A 14,152-nucleotide genomic window follows, 5' to 3' on the forward strand; every position below is an offset into this window, starting at 1 on the left:
AAGGGCCGGATCCGAGATCGAGAGGGGACGCCATGGAGATCGCTTGCCCGCAATGCGCGCAGGTCGACCAGGTGCAGAGCGTGCCGGCGGTGTTCCAGAGCGGCCAGACCACCTACCGGGTGCAAGGCGGCATGACGGCCATCCCGGCGGGCGACGGCGTGGTCTACACCGCGACTACGCACACCGGCGTGTCGGTGACCGCGACCGCGGCATCGCTCAACCCGTACCCGGTGCTCCGCGGCGGCGGATGCTTCCTGACGCTCGCGCTGGTGATGCTGATCCCCGCGTTCGTGTTCGTCGCGTTCGCCACCGACGTGCTCGCCGACAACCCCGCTCCGACCGCGGGCGGCCGCGTCGGTGCGGCCATCGGCGCCTGGATCTTCCCGTTCGGGGCCTTCGCACTGGTCGCGCTGTTCGCCGTGCTGTTCGTGCTCAGGCTGCGGCGCAACGCGCGGATCCGGCGAGGGATCCCCGACGCGCTCGCGTACTGGCGGCAGGCGTGGTTCTGCCATCGCTGTGGCGGCGTGTTCTTCCCGCGTGGCGAACTGATGTCGGCCGCGACGTTCCGCGGACAGGTGTGGCGCGCTGGCGACTACGCGGGGCTCATCCGAGGACGGTGAGCGCGCCAGGGACGCAGGTGATGTCGATCGGCGGTCGTCCGAGCGGCTCGCCGTCCGCGTAGACGGGCAGATCGCTGCCCGCCAGGTGGATCTGACCGGCCTTGAGGGTCCGCACCGCCGGATGCGCCAAGTGCTGCCCGGAGCGGACACCGGGCAGCATGCGGATCAGGTCGCGCCTGGTCGCGTTCCCGACGACCGTGACGTCGAACAGGCCGTCTTCGGGGTCCGCGCCGGGGCAGATCGGCATGCCGCCGCCGTAGTACGGGGTGTTGCCGACGGCGATCATGGCGGCGTCGAGTTCGATCGTCTCGACGTCGGTGCGGAGCACGACCGGGCGGGGCCGGAACGCGGCGAGTTCGGCCAGGATCGCGACGTCGTAGCGGCGCGGGCCGCGAGGCCAGGTCAGCCGGTTGGCGCGTTCGGTGACCAGCGCGTCGAAGCCGGAGCAAAGAACCGTGGCGAACCATTCGCCACCGGCCCGGCCGAGGTCGATCCTCCGTCGTTTCCCGTCCACGATCCGCCTGGCGGCGAGGTCGGCGGCGGCGTGCGGCCGTTCGGGGATCTCGAGTGCCCTGGCGAAATCGTTGCCGGTGCCCGCGGGCACGAGCCCGAGGGCGACACCGGATTCGGCGCAGAACTGCACGCCCTGATGCGCCGCGCCATCGCCGCCGAGTACGACGAGGACGTCCAGCCCGGCCGCGCGCGAGTCGGTCATCAGCGCGCGGGATTCCTCGACCGTGTCGGCGACGAGGACGTCGAGCCGGTCCACGACGGGCCGCAGCCGCGCCGCGACCGACTCCATCAGCCGTCCCGCGGCCCCGTTACCGGAGGCGGGGTGGACGGCCAGTGCCGCGTGCATCCCCGGCTCAGGTGACGTCGTCGGTGCTGGTGCGCTTGCCGTTCGTGGCGGCCGACGGCTCCTCGTCGATCTTGCTCGGCGTGTAGTCGAACGGCGCGGCCTCGTCGTCGTCGAGCTGGTCCCAGCCCTCGGTGCCGCGTTCCTTGTCGAGCTTGCGGTCGTGGAAACGCGCGATCTGGATCGACATCTCCAGCAGGACCACCAGCGCGCCCGCCAGCGCGATCATCGAGAAGGGGTCCGAACCGGGCGTCGCGAAGGCGGCGAAGACGAACACGACCATGATCAGGCCGCGACGCCACTTCTTCAGCATCTGGTACTTCAGGACGCCGACGCGGTTCAGCATCACCACGAACAGCGGCAGCTCGAAGCTGACGCCGAAGATCAGCAGCAGCGACAGGATGAACGAGATGTACTTGTCACCGGTGAGCGCGGTGATGAACTGGTCGCCACCGAAGTTCATCAGCAGCTCGAGTGCGTGCGGGATGAGCAGGTACGCGAGCACGGCGCCGGTGGCGAAGAGGATCGACGCGAAGAAGACGAAGGTGAGCGCGTACTTGCGCTCCTTCGAGTAGAGGCCGGGCGCGATGAACGCCCAGATCTGGTAGAGCCACAGCGGCGCCAGCAGCACCGCACCCGCGGCGATACCGACCTTCAGCTGGATCATGAAGGCTTCGAACGGGACCGTCTGGAGCAGCTGACAAGGGCCGGTCGGGGAACCACCGAGCCTGCGCTGGTGCGGAATGCCGCAGTACGGGCCGGTCATGATCTGGCCGAGCGACGGGATCGGGCCCACCCTGGTCTGGAACCAGAGGAAGCCGATGATCCCGCCCGCCAGGATGGCGAGCAGCGCGAAGCCCAGACGGCGCCGGAACTCGTAGATGTGCTCGATGAGCGTCATCGTGCCGTCGGGGTTGCTCCGACGGCTGCGCTTGCGCCGCTTCGTGCCGCGGCGCTCCTCACCGGAGGCGGAATCCGCCACTGGACAGTCCGTTCTCGTCAGGGTCCACCATGAGCGCGCCGAGACTTCGGCGCGCTCATCCGCGAACAGGCTCCGCTGGGCTGGCTGGAAGCTGGCTTACCGAGACCTCGGCTCAGCTGGCGTTCTTCTGCGCCTGCTCGGCCGGAGCGGGGGTGGCGGCCTGCTGCTTCTTGAGCTCGTCGAGCTGACGCTGGAGGTCGGCGACCTGCTTGTCCGCCGCGTTCGCGGCGGGCGCGGGCGTGGTGGCCTGCGGCAGCTGCTTGGTCTCGACCTCTTCGGTCTCGGCGGCCTTGTCCTTGTCTCCGGCCATGTCCTTGGTCTCGGCCTTGAAGATCTTCATGGACTTGCCGATGGACCGCGCGGCGTCCGGAAGCCTCTTGGCGCCGAACAGCAGGACAACGACGAGCACCAGGATGATGATGTGCCACGGCTGCAGCGCGTTCATCGTTTGCGGCCTCCTTCTCGAGTCTCTCAGGTGTGATGTTACCGGTCTTCGAGCCCACGTCGTTCCGCGATCGCCACGCGAAGCGCGGCCGACCGGGCGCGAAGGAGCCCTGTCCGTTTTCGGGTGTTCGTAGCCACCATGCTCATCGTATGGGTGAGCACGCGCAAGACTCTGCGTAATTTGATGAGCAGAACAAAGAGCAGGAGCAGCCCGGCGACGGCGAGCGCGATGCTCGGCAGGTACGACACGGCGTCACCCTACTGCTCGTAGGTTGACGTTAGGTGACGAGCCCGGGCCAGCGCGTCGGCCGCGCGTCGACGAACTGCCTCACCGAGCGCGGCAGGGCTCTCGACGTGTGCGTCTCCGCCCAAACCGAGGATCAGCCGGACCATCCAGGACTCGTCGGCGTAGCGCATCCGGATCCGCAGCCGTCCGCCGTCGAGCTCGTCGAGCTCCTCGCAGGGGTAGTACTCGGCTACCCAGCGTGTGTCGGGGTCGAGGACGAGGACGGCTTCCTGCTGATCGGGACGCGGGCGGAAAACACCATCGGAAATGTCAGTGGGCCGCGCGTGGGCCGGCGGGACGGCGGGTTCGTCGAGCACGGTGAGCTCGTCGATACGGTCGAGGCGGAACAGCCGGACATCCTCGGCCCGGCGGCACCACGCTTCGAGGTAGCCGACCGCCTGCACGATGAGCAGCCGCATCGGATCGACGGTGCGTTCGGTGATCGCGTCCTTCGACGCCGTGTAGTACCGGATCCGCAACGCGCGCTTCGCGGTGAGAGCGGCCCGGACGGCTTCGCGGGTGCCGGCGGTCTTCTTGCCTTCCCGCACTCCCCCGCCGACGACGATCCCCGACGGCTGGGCCTGCCCCGCGGCGACCTCGATCTTCGCGATGGCGCGGCGGACCGCGTCGGCGTCGACCACGCCGGGCGTCTCGGCCAGCGCCCGCAGCGCGACGAGCATGGCCGTCGCCTCGCCGCCGGTGAGCCGCAGCGGGCGGTTCATACCGGCGTCGTGCGTGACGACGATCGTGTCGCCCTCGAAGGACAGGTCGATCAGGTCGCCGGGGCCGTAGCCGGGCAGCCCGCACATCCACAGCAGTTCGAGGTCCTTGCGCAGCTGCTTGGGCGTGACGTCGAAGTCGTGGGCGGCGTCGTCGATCTTGATCCCGGGCCTGGCGAGCAGGTACGGCACGAGCGCGAGCAGCCGCGGCATCCGTCCGGTGGCGCTCATCGGGCACCGCCGGCGTGCGCGATGGCCTCGAGGCGGCTGAAGACGGACTTCGCGAGGACCTCGGGCTCGAGAACGAGGACGTCCGGGCCGTGGGCGGTGAGCCAGTCGGCGGCGGATTCGGGGTAGTACAGCTCGATCTCCACGAGGTCGCCTTCTTCTCCCCCAGCGTCGCTGCGGCCGACCACCCGGCCGCGGCGGCGGACCCCGGCGGCCCTGCCGTCAGCGACCCAGACACTGGCCGTGGTCACGGCGGACGGGTCCTCACTGCTGCTGGCCGAGACCATTCGCAGCAGGTTGATCCCTTCCGGACGCTCGACGACGCCGGGCGGTCCGAAAGCATCGACCTTCCCTGTCACGCGCGATAGCCTGAAGCAGCGGGACGCGCCGCGATCCCTGTCGTGGCCGACGACGTACCACCGGCCCCGCCACGACACCACTCCCCACGGTTCGAGGGTGCGGATCTTGCGTTCGGCCGAACCGCTGCGGCGGTACTCGAACCGCACCGCCTGCCCGGCCTGGACGGCGGCGAGCAACGGACCGAACGCCGGTTCGGCGCGGACGCGGGGCTCGACGACCGTCGGGGCGTGATCGTCGACCTCGACGCCCGCCGCGCGGAGCTTCACCAGCGCGCCTTGGGCCTCACCGGTCAGTTCCGGGGAATCCCAGAGCCGGACGGCGAGGCCGACCGCGGTCGCCTCGTCGGGCGCGAGGTCGATTTCGCCGAGTTCGTAGTCGCGCCGCGCGATGCGGTAACCGTCGATCGCGTCGAACGCGGAATTGCGGCCGGTCTCCAGCGGGATGCCGAGTTCACGCAGTTCGGTCTTGTCGCGCTCGAACATCCGGAAGTACGCCTCGTCGCTGGCCGCGTCGGCGTACCCGGGCACGATGCCCCGGATCCGCTCGGCGGTGAGGTACTGCCGAGTGGACAGGAGGGCCAGAACCAGGTTGACCAGACGTTCGGCGCGAGCGGTGGACACCCGGCTACCCTAGCCCGCGCCGTCCGGCCCGATGGTGACAGCCGCCGATCGCGCGTCGTAACGATCCCTGGCGGTCTCGACCTCGTCGAAGCGCGTCTCGGCCCAGTCCTTGATCCCGGCCAGCAGTTGCCGGAGGCTCCGGCCGAGTTCGGTCAGTTCGTAGTCCACGCGCACCGGCACGCAAGCGGTGACCGTGCGGGTCAGCAGGCCGTCGCGTTCCAGGGTCCGCAGGGTCTGCGTGAGCATCTTCTGGCTGACGCCGGCGATCCGGCGGGAGAGGTCGCTGTAGCGCTGGGGCCCGTCTCCGAGGGCGACGAGGACGAGGCTCACCCACTTACCCGAGACCTCGTCGAGCAGTTTCCGGGCGGGGCAGGCCGCGAGATAGGCGTCGTAGGCCCGTTTCTCCTCGTTCCGCCGTTCTTGTGCCGTGCGCGTGACCACGGTGCGCGTACCTCCGCGTGGGTTGGGCACCTCGAGGTGCGTACTTCCCGATGGAGAGTAACTCCCCATACGTTCGCTGGGAACGATCCCTTGGAGGAGAATGATGCGCGCAGTGGTGGTCCGCCGGTTCGGCGGTCCGGAAGTCCTTGAGTTCACCGAGATCCCGGTGCCCGTACCGGGAACCGGTCAGGTACGGGTGAAGGTGGCCGCGGCCGGGGTCAACCCGGTCGACGCCGCGACCCGCTCGGGTTTTCTGACCGAGGCGGGGATCATCCCGCCTCGTGAGGTGATCGGGATCGGCTGGGATGTCGCCGGGACGATCGACGCGGTGGGCGACGGTGTCGCCGGATTCGCCACGGGCGACACCGTGATCGGCCTGCGGGACCGGCCGTCGACGGCGCTCGGCACGCACGCCGAGTTCGTCGTGCTCGACGCGGGCGCGGTCGCCGCCGCCCCGCGGACGGCGTCTCTCGTAGAGGCCGCGACGCTGCCGCTGAACGGTCTCACCGCGGTCCAGGCCCTCGATCTGCTCGACCTGCCATCGGCTGCGACGGTCCTGGTGACCGGTGCGGCGGGTGCCGTCGGCGGCTACGCGGTCACCTTGGCCAAGGCCCGCGGTTTCCGCGTGGTGGCGGTCGCCGGTTCCGCCGACGAGGCACTGGTCCGAGGGTTCGGCGCGGAGGTTTTCGTGCCTCGCGGCGACTTCCTGGCCGATCGCGTGCGCGCGGTGATCCCCGGCGGTGTCGATGCGGCGCTCGACACCGCGTTGCTCGGGCTCGAAGCCCTGGACGCCGTGGCGAACCGTGGCCGGTTCGTGGTGTTCGCGGCCGGAGCGGCTCCGATTCCCTTGCGCGGCATCAGGGTCGAGCACGTCTGGATCCGAGCGGACGGCGCCGCGTTGGCCGATCTGGCGGCCCTCGTCGACGAAGGCACGCTCGCGCTGCGGGTCGCGGACACGTCGCCCTTGGACGAGGCGGCGAAAGCGCACGAGCGCCTTGCCACGGGCGGGCTCCGCGGACGACTGGTGCTGACCAACGAATAAGTTGACGCTTAATTAAGCCTACGGTTATCTTCGCATCATGGACAAGAACGAAACCCGGCTCGAACTCCGGCGTGAGTACCCGGACCCGATCGAAGACGTCTGGTCCGCGCTCACCGAATCCGAGCGCACGGCCCGCTGGATCGGCACGTGGACGGGCGAAACAGGGGTCGGCAACACGATCATGCTGCTGATGACCGCGGAGGAGGGCTCCGAACCGTCGCCCGCCGTCATCCGTGAATGTGATCCGCCGAAACGGCTGGCCATGGATCTGCACAACACCGACGAGCCGACCTGGCGGGTGGAGCTGACGCTGACACCGCGCGGCGACGGAACGGTGCTCGACTTCGTACACCGGATGCCCAAGCCGGATTGGGACACCTCGGACATCGCCAAGGGCTGGCACTTCTATCTCGACCGGCTCGGAGCTTCCCTCACCGGCGAACCGGTGCCCGAATGGGAGACGTACACGCCGCCTAGTTTGGAGGCATGAACGATCGAGTACTGCTGATCACCGGCGCCTCCCGCGGTCTCGGCGAGGCCACCGCACGCCGGGCGGCCGCGGCCGGGTTCCGGCTGGCGTTGCTCGCCCGCGACCGCGAGGCGCTGCTCCCCCTCGTCGCCGAGTTCGGCGAGGATCGCGCCCTCGCGCTCGCGGTCGACGTCACCGACTGGGGTTCGCTGTCCTCCGCGGTCGAGACGGTGAAGTCCACCTTCGGCGGGCTGGACGCGGTGTTCGCCAACGCGGGGCAAAGCGTCGTGGTCTCGTTCTTCGGCGACGGCGGCGCGGAGCCCGAGCAGTGGCGGGACATGGTGCTGACGAACGTCTACGGCACCGCCCTCACCGCACGGGCGACCCTGCCGTCGCTGGCGGAATCGAAGGGGCACCTCGTGCTCACCGGTTCGGTCGCGGGGCGCTACCACCGGCCGGGGAACCTCTACTCGGCGACGAAATGGGCGGTGACCGGGCTCGCCGGATCGATCCGCGAGGAGGCCGTCGGCACCGGCGTCCGGGTCACCGTCGTACAGCCGGGCCTGGTGGACACCTCGATGATCCCCGAGGACTCGAAGTCCAAGCCGAAACTGGAACCCGACGACATCGCGAGGGCGGTGCTCTACGCGCTGGAGCAACCGCCCTCGGTCGACGTCAACGAGATCGTGGTCCGCCCGACCGGGCAGATCCGCTAGCCCGGCAGCAGCGACTCGGCCAGCCGTCGCCAGTGCGGCATGGCCGACTCGCCGGGTTCGACGCCGATGACCTGGATCCCGACGTGGTCGGCGCCCGCGTCGAGATGGCCGCGCAGTTTCGCGGTGACGGTGTCGAGGTCGCCCCAGAACACGAGATCGTCGACGAGCCGGTCGCTGCCGCGGCCACCGTCGAGGTCGGCTTCCGTGTAACCGAGACGGAGGAACTTGGCGACGTTGTACTCCGACGTCAGGTAGCCGTGCAGATGCTCGCGAGCGATCCCGCGCGCCTTGCCAGGGTCGGTTTCGAACAGCACAGCGTGCTCGACGCCGAGGAAGGCCTTCTCCCCCAGCACTTCCCTCGCCTTGACGGTGTGCGACACCGGCACGTGATAGGTGTGCGCACCCTCGGACCGGTCTCGGGCCAGTTCGAGCATCTTCGGCCCGTACGCGGCCAGCAGGCGCCGGATCGGCACGGCGGGCAACGGGTTGGCGCTCGTGACCGTGTCGAGTTCGTCGAGGTAGCCGTTCATGGCCTCCAGCGGCTTGACGCCGGGACGCGCGCCACCGAAGCCGAGCCCCAGGACGTGCCGGCCCGGATAGGCGTCGGCCAGCAGGAGCGCGGCGCCGCGGGTCCAGCGCGCACCGCGGGAGCCGATCCGCGCGATCCCGTTGACCACGGCCATGCGTTCGGTGGACGCGAGCAGGAATCCGGCGTGGGTCAGGGCTTCCCGCCCGTCCCGTTCCGGGATCCAGATCGACGGCCACCCGAGTTCTTCCAGTTCCCGCACCGAATCCCGCAGCATGCTCGCGGGCTGATCTTCGAAGTCGAACGTCCAGATCCCGAAACGCCCCAGTTCCATCTGTCTCTCCTCAGGTCGAGTGCAACATATCGAAGTATCGCAGATGTTCGATATGTTGCACTCGACCTGAGCTCAGATGGAGCGTCCCAGCAGGTCGACGAGCTGCGCGATCCGCTGTTCGTCACGGCGGTAGTGCGTCCACTTCCCCACGCGTGTGGACCGGACGAGCCCCGCGCGCTGCAGCAACGCCATGTACGCGGACACGGTGGATTGCGCGAGCCCCAGCTTCGCCTGGAGATGACTGACGCAGACGCCGACCTCGTTCTGGTCGGCGATCGCGTTCTCCGGCGGGAAGTGCCGGTCCGGTTCACGCAGCCACCCGAGCACCTGGAGGCGGATCGGGTTGGCGAGCGCCTTCAACACCTCGACGAGATGCTCGGTGGTCTCCGGGACGGGTTCGGCTTGTGCGGTCATGATCCTTCGAGCTTAAACCCCGCCGAGCCGGGCGGCCCTGCCTTTCGCCCCGCTCGCCCAGCAGGCGCCGCGCGCGCAGTCGACCGAGTCCAGCGATCCGGTGTCGAACGACTTCCAGTGCCGCCCGCCGTCCGGGCTCAGATCGCTCCCGCCGGGGCCGACGGCGATGACCGTGTTCCCCAGCCAGGCCAGCCCGGAGCGGTAGCCGACCGGCGCCTCGGACGGCGTCCGCCACGTGCGTCCCCTGTCCGCGCTCAGCGCGACCGCCGGCCCCGGCGCGTTCGGCGCCGCGTAATCGCCGCCGATGGCCACGCCGTGCCGCGGGTCGCGGAACGTCACCGAGAAGACCCCGGCGGAGGCGCCGCTGGGCAACGGGGTGTCCGCGGCCTCCCAGGTCTTCCCGCCGTCGCCGGAGTGCAGGACCCGTGCGCGGGCGCCACCGCCGGTCGCGATCCAGGCGTCACGCGGGCCCGAGGTGGTGAGGCACTGGCCGCTGGCGGCGAACCCGAACTCGCCGTCGAGCGCGGGGACCATCCCCTCCGATGGCACGGGCTGCCAGGACCGCCCGCCGTCCGAAGTGGACTGCAACCGGAACTTGCCGTCCACCGGATCGCTCATCGCGAGGCCGCGCCGGTGGTCGAAGAACGCGACGCAGTCATAGAAGGCGGCCGGGTCACTGTTCTGGAAGGACAGTCGCCAGCTCTTGCCGCCGTCGTCGGTGCGATAGATCCGGGACGCGTCGCCGGGCCCGATGGACAGGGCGACGGCGTGGTCGGCGTCGAAGGCCTCGATGTCACGGAAGTCGAGCGCCTCGGTGCCCGCCGGGGCGACCGGCTTCCAGGTGCGACCGCGGTCGGTGGTGCGCAGGATGGTGCCCCCGCTCCCGCTGACCCACGCCGTACGCGAGTCCACCGCGGCGAGCCCGCGCAGTTGCGACTCCGTACCCGTCGGAGTCTCCGTCCACCTCGGCTCGGGACATTCCGGCGCGGCTTGCGCGACCCCGGTGAACGCCAACGGGACGACCGCTCCCAGCAGGACCAGCAACGATCGGCGCATCGGCGCACCTCTCCCTCGGTCGAAGAACCGCGCGGGCAACCCTAGTCCGCTCGACGGCGACGTGGCGAGACCCGAGTCAGCCGGACTCTCGCTCGAGATGCTTCCGCACCTTCTCGACCGTCGGGAAGAGCAACCGGTGAGCGACGACGGCGTTGACGATCGTGAGGATCAGGGCGAGAACCGGCAGGAGCGTGTACATCACGATGCCAGGCGTCACTTCAATGGTGTCCTGGGGGTCGTATTGACCGGATGTGGCGACACGGGAAACATAAAAGATCAAGAAGATCGCCGTCGCGAAAAGAGCACCGCCGCACAACCCTGCCTCGACTCCTCGCAGGAGGATGGCGCCTTTCGTCTCCACGCTGCCGGTTCTCACGAGCGGCCGTGCCGTCATCATGGCGATACCCGACAACAACAGCGCGACGGCCGCGAAAGTGGCCATTCCCATGGTGACGACATTGGCGCCGTCACTCGACGTCGGAAGAATCCGCCCCGCGATCTGGATGACCACCACCATGACCAGGCCGACGGCACCCGTTCCGATCCCGAGACTGGTGGCGATTTCGCGAATGGTGCCGATCATCGCGGGCGGGAGAGGACGATAGGGCTCCGTCGGCCACACGGTCGGGTAGGTCACGGTTGCCGCTTCCAGTCCGATGAATGCGACATCGATTCCGTGTTGGTCCTTGGCCACGTGGCGCCGAGCGAGTTCACCTTGTCCTCAATAGCGGTTTGTTCCACTCCGATGCTGTTGGTGAGTGAATCCACCGCGCTGATGGTAGTGAAGATCGACGCGATACCGGCACCGATCACGCCGATTAGAATCACGACCGCGGCTGGGATGCCGACAACGCTGATGGCACTGACGATGGCCACGGCGACAGCGATACCCAAAGCCGAAAGGGTTCCATATATCTGAATCCAGAAACTCTCCAGACCATTGGCGAGGTTGACGAGCGAGTTCCGGATCTGTAACCCCAGATCCTTGAGCGAGTTCAGCCCCGCGACCTGAGCGGGCACCGTGACCTTGTATGTCTCGGCCGCCTTGCCACTCCACTCGATGTTCGTCTTGAGCTTGTCCAACGATACCGAGCCGGCGATCTCGCCGATACCGCTACCGATCCGATCCGACCACTCGGCGGCCACTTGCCTCAGCTTCGCGGGATCTCCACGGTCCGTGACGAACTTCTTGGTCGCGTCCCATAGCTCGGTCACCTTCTGGTTGAGCTCGTTCATGACCCGGCGGACGGGTTCGATCAGATCCGAGAGGATGTCCGGCACCCAGCTCATCACGCTGTTCACCTGGTCGAACAACTCACGGATCTTGTCTTCGATTTCACGAAGCTTTTCCATCGACTGGTCGATGACCGGATTCGCTCCAGCGGCCGTCATGGTGGATTCCCCTCGGATGTGTCGCTAGCCGCGGCCGGCGCGATCGATGTCGAGCGCGTGCTGGTCCTCGTCGTGGGCGTACCGATCGGCGGCCGCGCGCAAGGAGGTGGACAGCGCACGGAAGTTGCTTCCCGCTTGGTCGATCATGTCCTGGATGAGGGCGCGGGCCTGGTTGTACTGCTTGTCGAGTCCCTTCGCCGCCGCGTACGACATGACGTCGCCGGGTCCCAGACCCAGCGGATCGATCGCCGCACGAGGAGCGGCGAGATCGTCCGCGGCCCTGTCCCACAGGTCCGCGTCCGAACGAAGTGCGTCCAGCGCCAGTGCGAGGTCGTAGTCGTCCGCCATTACGGCTGCTCCTTACTGATCGACGGTTCGAGACCGACGCGGCGCGCCATCCGGTGCGGGTCGAAGAGCAGGCCCATGATCTCGGCGATCGCGGGCCCTTGCGGGCCGTCGGCGAGGCCCGGCGGAGCACTGGCCCCGCGAAGGCGGCGGAGCACGTCGAGGAGTTCGCTCTCGATCTCGCCCGTCCGGACCTGCGCCACCCAGGACTGGTCGATTTCCACGTCGACGATCTGCCCGTTGGTCACCGAACCACGGACATGGCCACCACCGCTCTCGACGGTGATGCGGCGGTCGACGACCTCGGCGGCCCGCTGAGTGAACTGCGCCAACTCGGCGGTCGCGGCTTCCACGAGACGAAGCATGTCCTGTGTGCCGAGGGGTGACTCGTCGGCGATGGACGCGGGTGTCGCGCCGAAGGTCGGCATGGCGGGCGGGTTGCGGGCGACGTCGTCCACTTGCCGGGCCAAAGCGGCGATCGTGGCGGCGTTCGCCGCCGCTGCCACAGCGCTGTGCAGCCCGCGTGGGTCGACCGACCGTTTCCACTCCGGAGAGAGGGCCACCGCGAAGACGTCCGCATCCGGTGAGACGACCACGGTGACGACACCGTCCTGATCCCGCCCGGCGATCCGGTCGGCTTCGGGAACCGGTTCAGCGGTGGACGACCTCGGTGGATCGTCGTCCTGTTCCAGCTCTTCCTCGAACGCCCACCGCTCGTCGTCCATCCTCGCCCTCCCCGGCTCAGAACCCACAGCGACCTCCACGGTACCTGGAGTGACGATCGCGTGTCGGTCGACTCTGAGCCGGGTGTCGATCAGAGTGAGGAAATGAGCCTTTCGACCCGTTCGTCCACCGAACGGAACGGGTCCTTGCACAGCACGGTCCGCTGGGCCTGGTCGTTCAGCTTGAGGTGCACCCAGTCCACGGTGAAGTCACGCCCGGCGGCCTGCGCGGCGGCGATGAAGTCGCCGCGCAGCTTCGCGCGCGTGGTCTGCGGCGGGGTGTCCTTGGCCAGTTCGATCTCGCCGTCGTCGGTGACCCGCCGCACGAGGCCCTTCCGCTGCAGCAGGTCGAAGATGCCGCGGCCGCGCCGGATGTCGTGGTAGGCCAGGTCGAGCTGAGCGATCCGCGGGCTCGACAGGTCGAGGTCGTGCTTGTTGCGGTAGCGCTCGACCAGCCGGTGCTTGATCGCCCAGTCGATCTCGGTGTCGATCTTGCTGAAGTCCTGCTGCTCGACCGCCTCCAGCGCCCGGCCCCACAGCTCGACGACGCGCTCGGACTGCGGCGACGAACCGGTTTCCTTGACGTGCTGGACGGCACGCGCGTGGTACTCGCGCTGGATGTCGAGCGCGGACGCCTCGCGGCCGCCGGCGAGCCGCACCTGGCGGCGGCCGGTGAGGTCGTGGCTGATCTCGCGGATGGCCCTTATCGGGTTGTCCAGGGTGAAGTCGCGGAACTGGACACCCGCCTCGATCATCTCCAGCACCAGATGCGCCGAGCCGACCTTGAGCATCGTGGTCGGTTCGGCCATGTTCGAGTCGCCGACGATCACGTGCAGGCGCCGGTAGCGTTCGGCGTCGGCGTGCGGCTCGTCGCGCGTGTTGATGATCGGCCGCGAGCGCGTGGTGGCGCTGGAGACGCCTTCCCAGATGTGTTCCGCTCGCTGGGACAGGCAGTACACCGCGCCGCGCGGCGTCTGCAGCACCTTGCCCGCGCCGCAGATCAGCTGCCGGGTCACCAGGAACGGCAGCAGCACGTCGGCGATCCGGGAGAACTCCCCGGCACGGGTCACGAGGTAGTTCTCGTGGCAGCCGTAGGAGTTGCCCGCCGAGTCGGTGTTGTTCTTGAACAGGAAGATGTCGCCGCCGATGCCCTCGTCCGCCAGCCGCCGCTCGGCGTCGACGAGGAGGTCCTCGAGGATGCGCTCCCCCGCCTTGTCATGGGTGACGAGCTGGACGAGGTCATCGCATTCGGCCGTCGCGTACTCCGGGTGGGAGCCCACGTCGAGGTAGAGCCGCGAGCCGTTCGACAGGAAGACGTTCGACGAACGCCCCCAGGACACGACACGCCGAAACAGGTAACGCGCCACTTCGTCCGGGGAGAGCCTGCGTTGCCCGTGAAAGGTGCACGTGACCCCGAACTCGGTCTCGATGCCAAAGATCCGCCGCTGCATTCCACCAGAGTAGGCGGTGAGGGCCCGGTGACGGTGCGCCGTTCGGGCGGCGACACGCGGTCGGTACGTTGCATTCGGTGAAAGGTGTGCGGGACGTCCCGATCGGGTATCACGCGCATGACGTCCCGA

Annotated in this window: 19 protein-coding genes; 4 read left to right on the plus strand and 15 right to left on the minus strand. The window is 68.8% G+C overall.

Translation table 11 applies throughout. From position 1 onward, the window contains the following. The first annotated feature begins 32 nt into the window (after positions 1 to 32). Positions 33 to 620, plus strand: coding sequence for a hypothetical protein (locus ACLJO0_RS17570; RefSeq protein ID WP_410579572.1), 588 nt, complete (start codon positions 33 to 35; stop codon positions 618 to 620). On the opposite strand, the gene ACLJO0_RS17575 is transcribed toward ACLJO0_RS17570, so the two are convergent. From ACLJO0_RS17575 to ACLJO0_RS17605, 7 genes are all read right to left on the minus strand, one after another. After that, positions 604 to 1,479, minus strand: coding sequence for a diacylglycerol/lipid kinase family protein (locus ACLJO0_RS17575; RefSeq protein WP_410579573.1), 876 nt, complete (start codon positions 1,477 to 1,479; stop codon positions 604 to 606). The two genes, ACLJO0_RS17570 and ACLJO0_RS17575, sit on opposite strands and share 17 nt — an antisense overlap. 7 nt (positions 1,480 to 1,486) lie before the next feature. Continuing rightward, complete coding sequence (gene tatC, locus ACLJO0_RS17580; protein WP_410579574.1) at positions 1,487 to 2,458, minus strand: twin-arginine translocase subunit TatC; 972 nt, start codon at positions 2,456 to 2,458, stop codon at positions 1,487 to 1,489. A 112-nt stretch (positions 2,459 to 2,570) separates the two neighbouring features. Next, positions 2,571 to 2,903 carry a Sec-independent protein translocase subunit TatA gene (gene tatA / locus ACLJO0_RS17585; protein ID WP_125794096.1) on the minus strand — a complete coding sequence of 111 codons (333 nt, stop codon included), beginning with the start codon at positions 2,901 to 2,903 and terminating at the stop codon, positions 2,571 to 2,573. Between the two features lie 38 nt (positions 2,904 to 2,941). Next, positions 2,942 to 3,151 carry a bacteriophage holin gene (locus tag ACLJO0_RS17590; RefSeq protein WP_125787713.1) on the minus strand — a complete coding sequence of 70 codons (210 nt, stop codon included), beginning with the start codon at positions 3,149 to 3,151 and terminating at the stop codon, positions 2,942 to 2,944. Between the two features lie 9 nt (positions 3,152 to 3,160). After that, positions 3,161 to 4,138: a helix-turn-helix transcriptional regulator gene (locus ACLJO0_RS17595; RefSeq protein WP_410579575.1), complete on the minus strand. Its 978-nt coding sequence runs from the start codon at positions 4,136 to 4,138 to the stop codon at positions 3,161 to 3,163. Next, positions 4,135 to 5,115 (minus strand): helix-turn-helix transcriptional regulator, encoded by a 981-nt coding sequence (locus ACLJO0_RS17600; protein WP_125794098.1) that lies wholly within the window; start codon positions 5,113 to 5,115, stop codon positions 4,135 to 4,137. Before ACLJO0_RS17600 ends, ACLJO0_RS17595 begins: the two co-directional genes overlap by 4 nt. Positions 5,116 to 5,124: 9 nt before the next feature. Further along, positions 5,125 to 5,556 (minus strand): winged helix-turn-helix transcriptional regulator, encoded by a 432-nt coding sequence (locus tag ACLJO0_RS17605; RefSeq protein ID WP_125794099.1) that lies wholly within the window; start codon positions 5,554 to 5,556, stop codon positions 5,125 to 5,127. Positions 5,557 to 5,659: 103 nt separating this feature from the next. Between ACLJO0_RS17605 and ACLJO0_RS17610 the strand changes: the two genes are divergently transcribed. From ACLJO0_RS17610 to ACLJO0_RS17620, 3 genes are read left to right on the plus strand one after another with little or no spacing between them, the layout of a single operon-like run. After that, positions 5,660 to 6,598, plus strand: coding sequence for an NADP-dependent oxidoreductase (locus ACLJO0_RS17610; RefSeq protein WP_410579576.1), 939 nt, complete (start codon positions 5,660 to 5,662; stop codon positions 6,596 to 6,598). A gap of 37 nt (positions 6,599 to 6,635) precedes the next feature. Next, on the plus strand, positions 6,636 to 7,088 hold the full coding sequence (locus tag ACLJO0_RS17615; protein WP_410579577.1) for an SRPBCC family protein: 453 nt from the start codon (positions 6,636 to 6,638) through the stop codon (positions 7,086 to 7,088). Next, a complete protein-coding gene (locus ACLJO0_RS17620) occupies positions 7,085 to 7,783 on the plus strand; it encodes an SDR family oxidoreductase (protein ID WP_410579578.1) in 699 nt (232 codons plus the stop codon). The genes ACLJO0_RS17615 and ACLJO0_RS17620 overlap by 4 nt, the downstream gene beginning before the upstream one ends. Here the strand turns inward: ACLJO0_RS17620 and ACLJO0_RS17625 are convergent. The 8 genes from ACLJO0_RS17625 to pafA form a co-directional block, all read right to left on the minus strand. Next, positions 7,780 to 8,643, minus strand: coding sequence for a TIGR03620 family F420-dependent LLM class oxidoreductase (locus tag ACLJO0_RS17625; protein WP_410579579.1), 864 nt, complete (start codon positions 8,641 to 8,643; stop codon positions 7,780 to 7,782). The genes ACLJO0_RS17620 and ACLJO0_RS17625 overlap by 4 nt on opposite strands. A gap of 72 nt (positions 8,644 to 8,715) precedes the next feature. After that, positions 8,716 to 9,057, minus strand: a complete 342-nt coding sequence (locus ACLJO0_RS17630) for an ArsR/SmtB family transcription factor (protein ID WP_125787707.1) — start codon at positions 9,055 to 9,057, stop codon at positions 8,716 to 8,718. A 12-nt stretch (positions 9,058 to 9,069) separates the two neighbouring features. Continuing rightward, positions 9,070 to 10,113, minus strand: a complete 1,044-nt coding sequence (locus ACLJO0_RS17635) for a WD40/YVTN/BNR-like repeat-containing protein (protein ID WP_410579580.1) — start codon at positions 10,111 to 10,113, stop codon at positions 9,070 to 9,072. 76 nt (positions 10,114 to 10,189) lie between these two features. Beyond that, positions 10,190 to 10,750, minus strand: coding sequence for a hypothetical protein (locus tag ACLJO0_RS17640; RefSeq protein WP_410579581.1), 561 nt, complete (start codon positions 10,748 to 10,750; stop codon positions 10,190 to 10,192). Next, positions 10,747 to 11,505, minus strand: coding sequence for a hypothetical protein (locus ACLJO0_RS17645; RefSeq protein WP_410579582.1), 759 nt, complete (start codon positions 11,503 to 11,505; stop codon positions 10,747 to 10,749). Before ACLJO0_RS17645 ends, ACLJO0_RS17640 begins: the two co-directional genes overlap by 4 nt. Before the next feature lie 24 nt (positions 11,506 to 11,529). Further along, positions 11,530 to 11,853, minus strand: coding sequence for a hypothetical protein (locus ACLJO0_RS17650; protein ID WP_410579583.1), 324 nt, complete (start codon positions 11,851 to 11,853; stop codon positions 11,530 to 11,532). After that, positions 11,853 to 12,575 (minus strand): hypothetical protein, encoded by a 723-nt coding sequence (locus tag ACLJO0_RS17655; RefSeq protein ID WP_410579584.1) that lies wholly within the window; start codon positions 12,573 to 12,575, stop codon positions 11,853 to 11,855. The genes ACLJO0_RS17650 and ACLJO0_RS17655 overlap by 1 nt, the downstream gene beginning before the upstream one ends. Positions 12,576 to 12,664: 89 nt before the next feature. Then, positions 12,665 to 14,023, minus strand: coding sequence for a Pup--protein ligase (pafA, locus tag ACLJO0_RS17660; RefSeq protein ID WP_037319655.1), 1,359 nt, complete (start codon positions 14,021 to 14,023; stop codon positions 12,665 to 12,667). Between the last annotated feature and the right edge of the window lie 129 nt (positions 14,024 to 14,152).

The organism is Amycolatopsis sp. lyj-108 (genome assembly GCF_046549005.1).
Taxonomy (GTDB): Bacteria; Actinomycetota; Actinomycetes; order Mycobacteriales; family Pseudonocardiaceae; genus Amycolatopsis.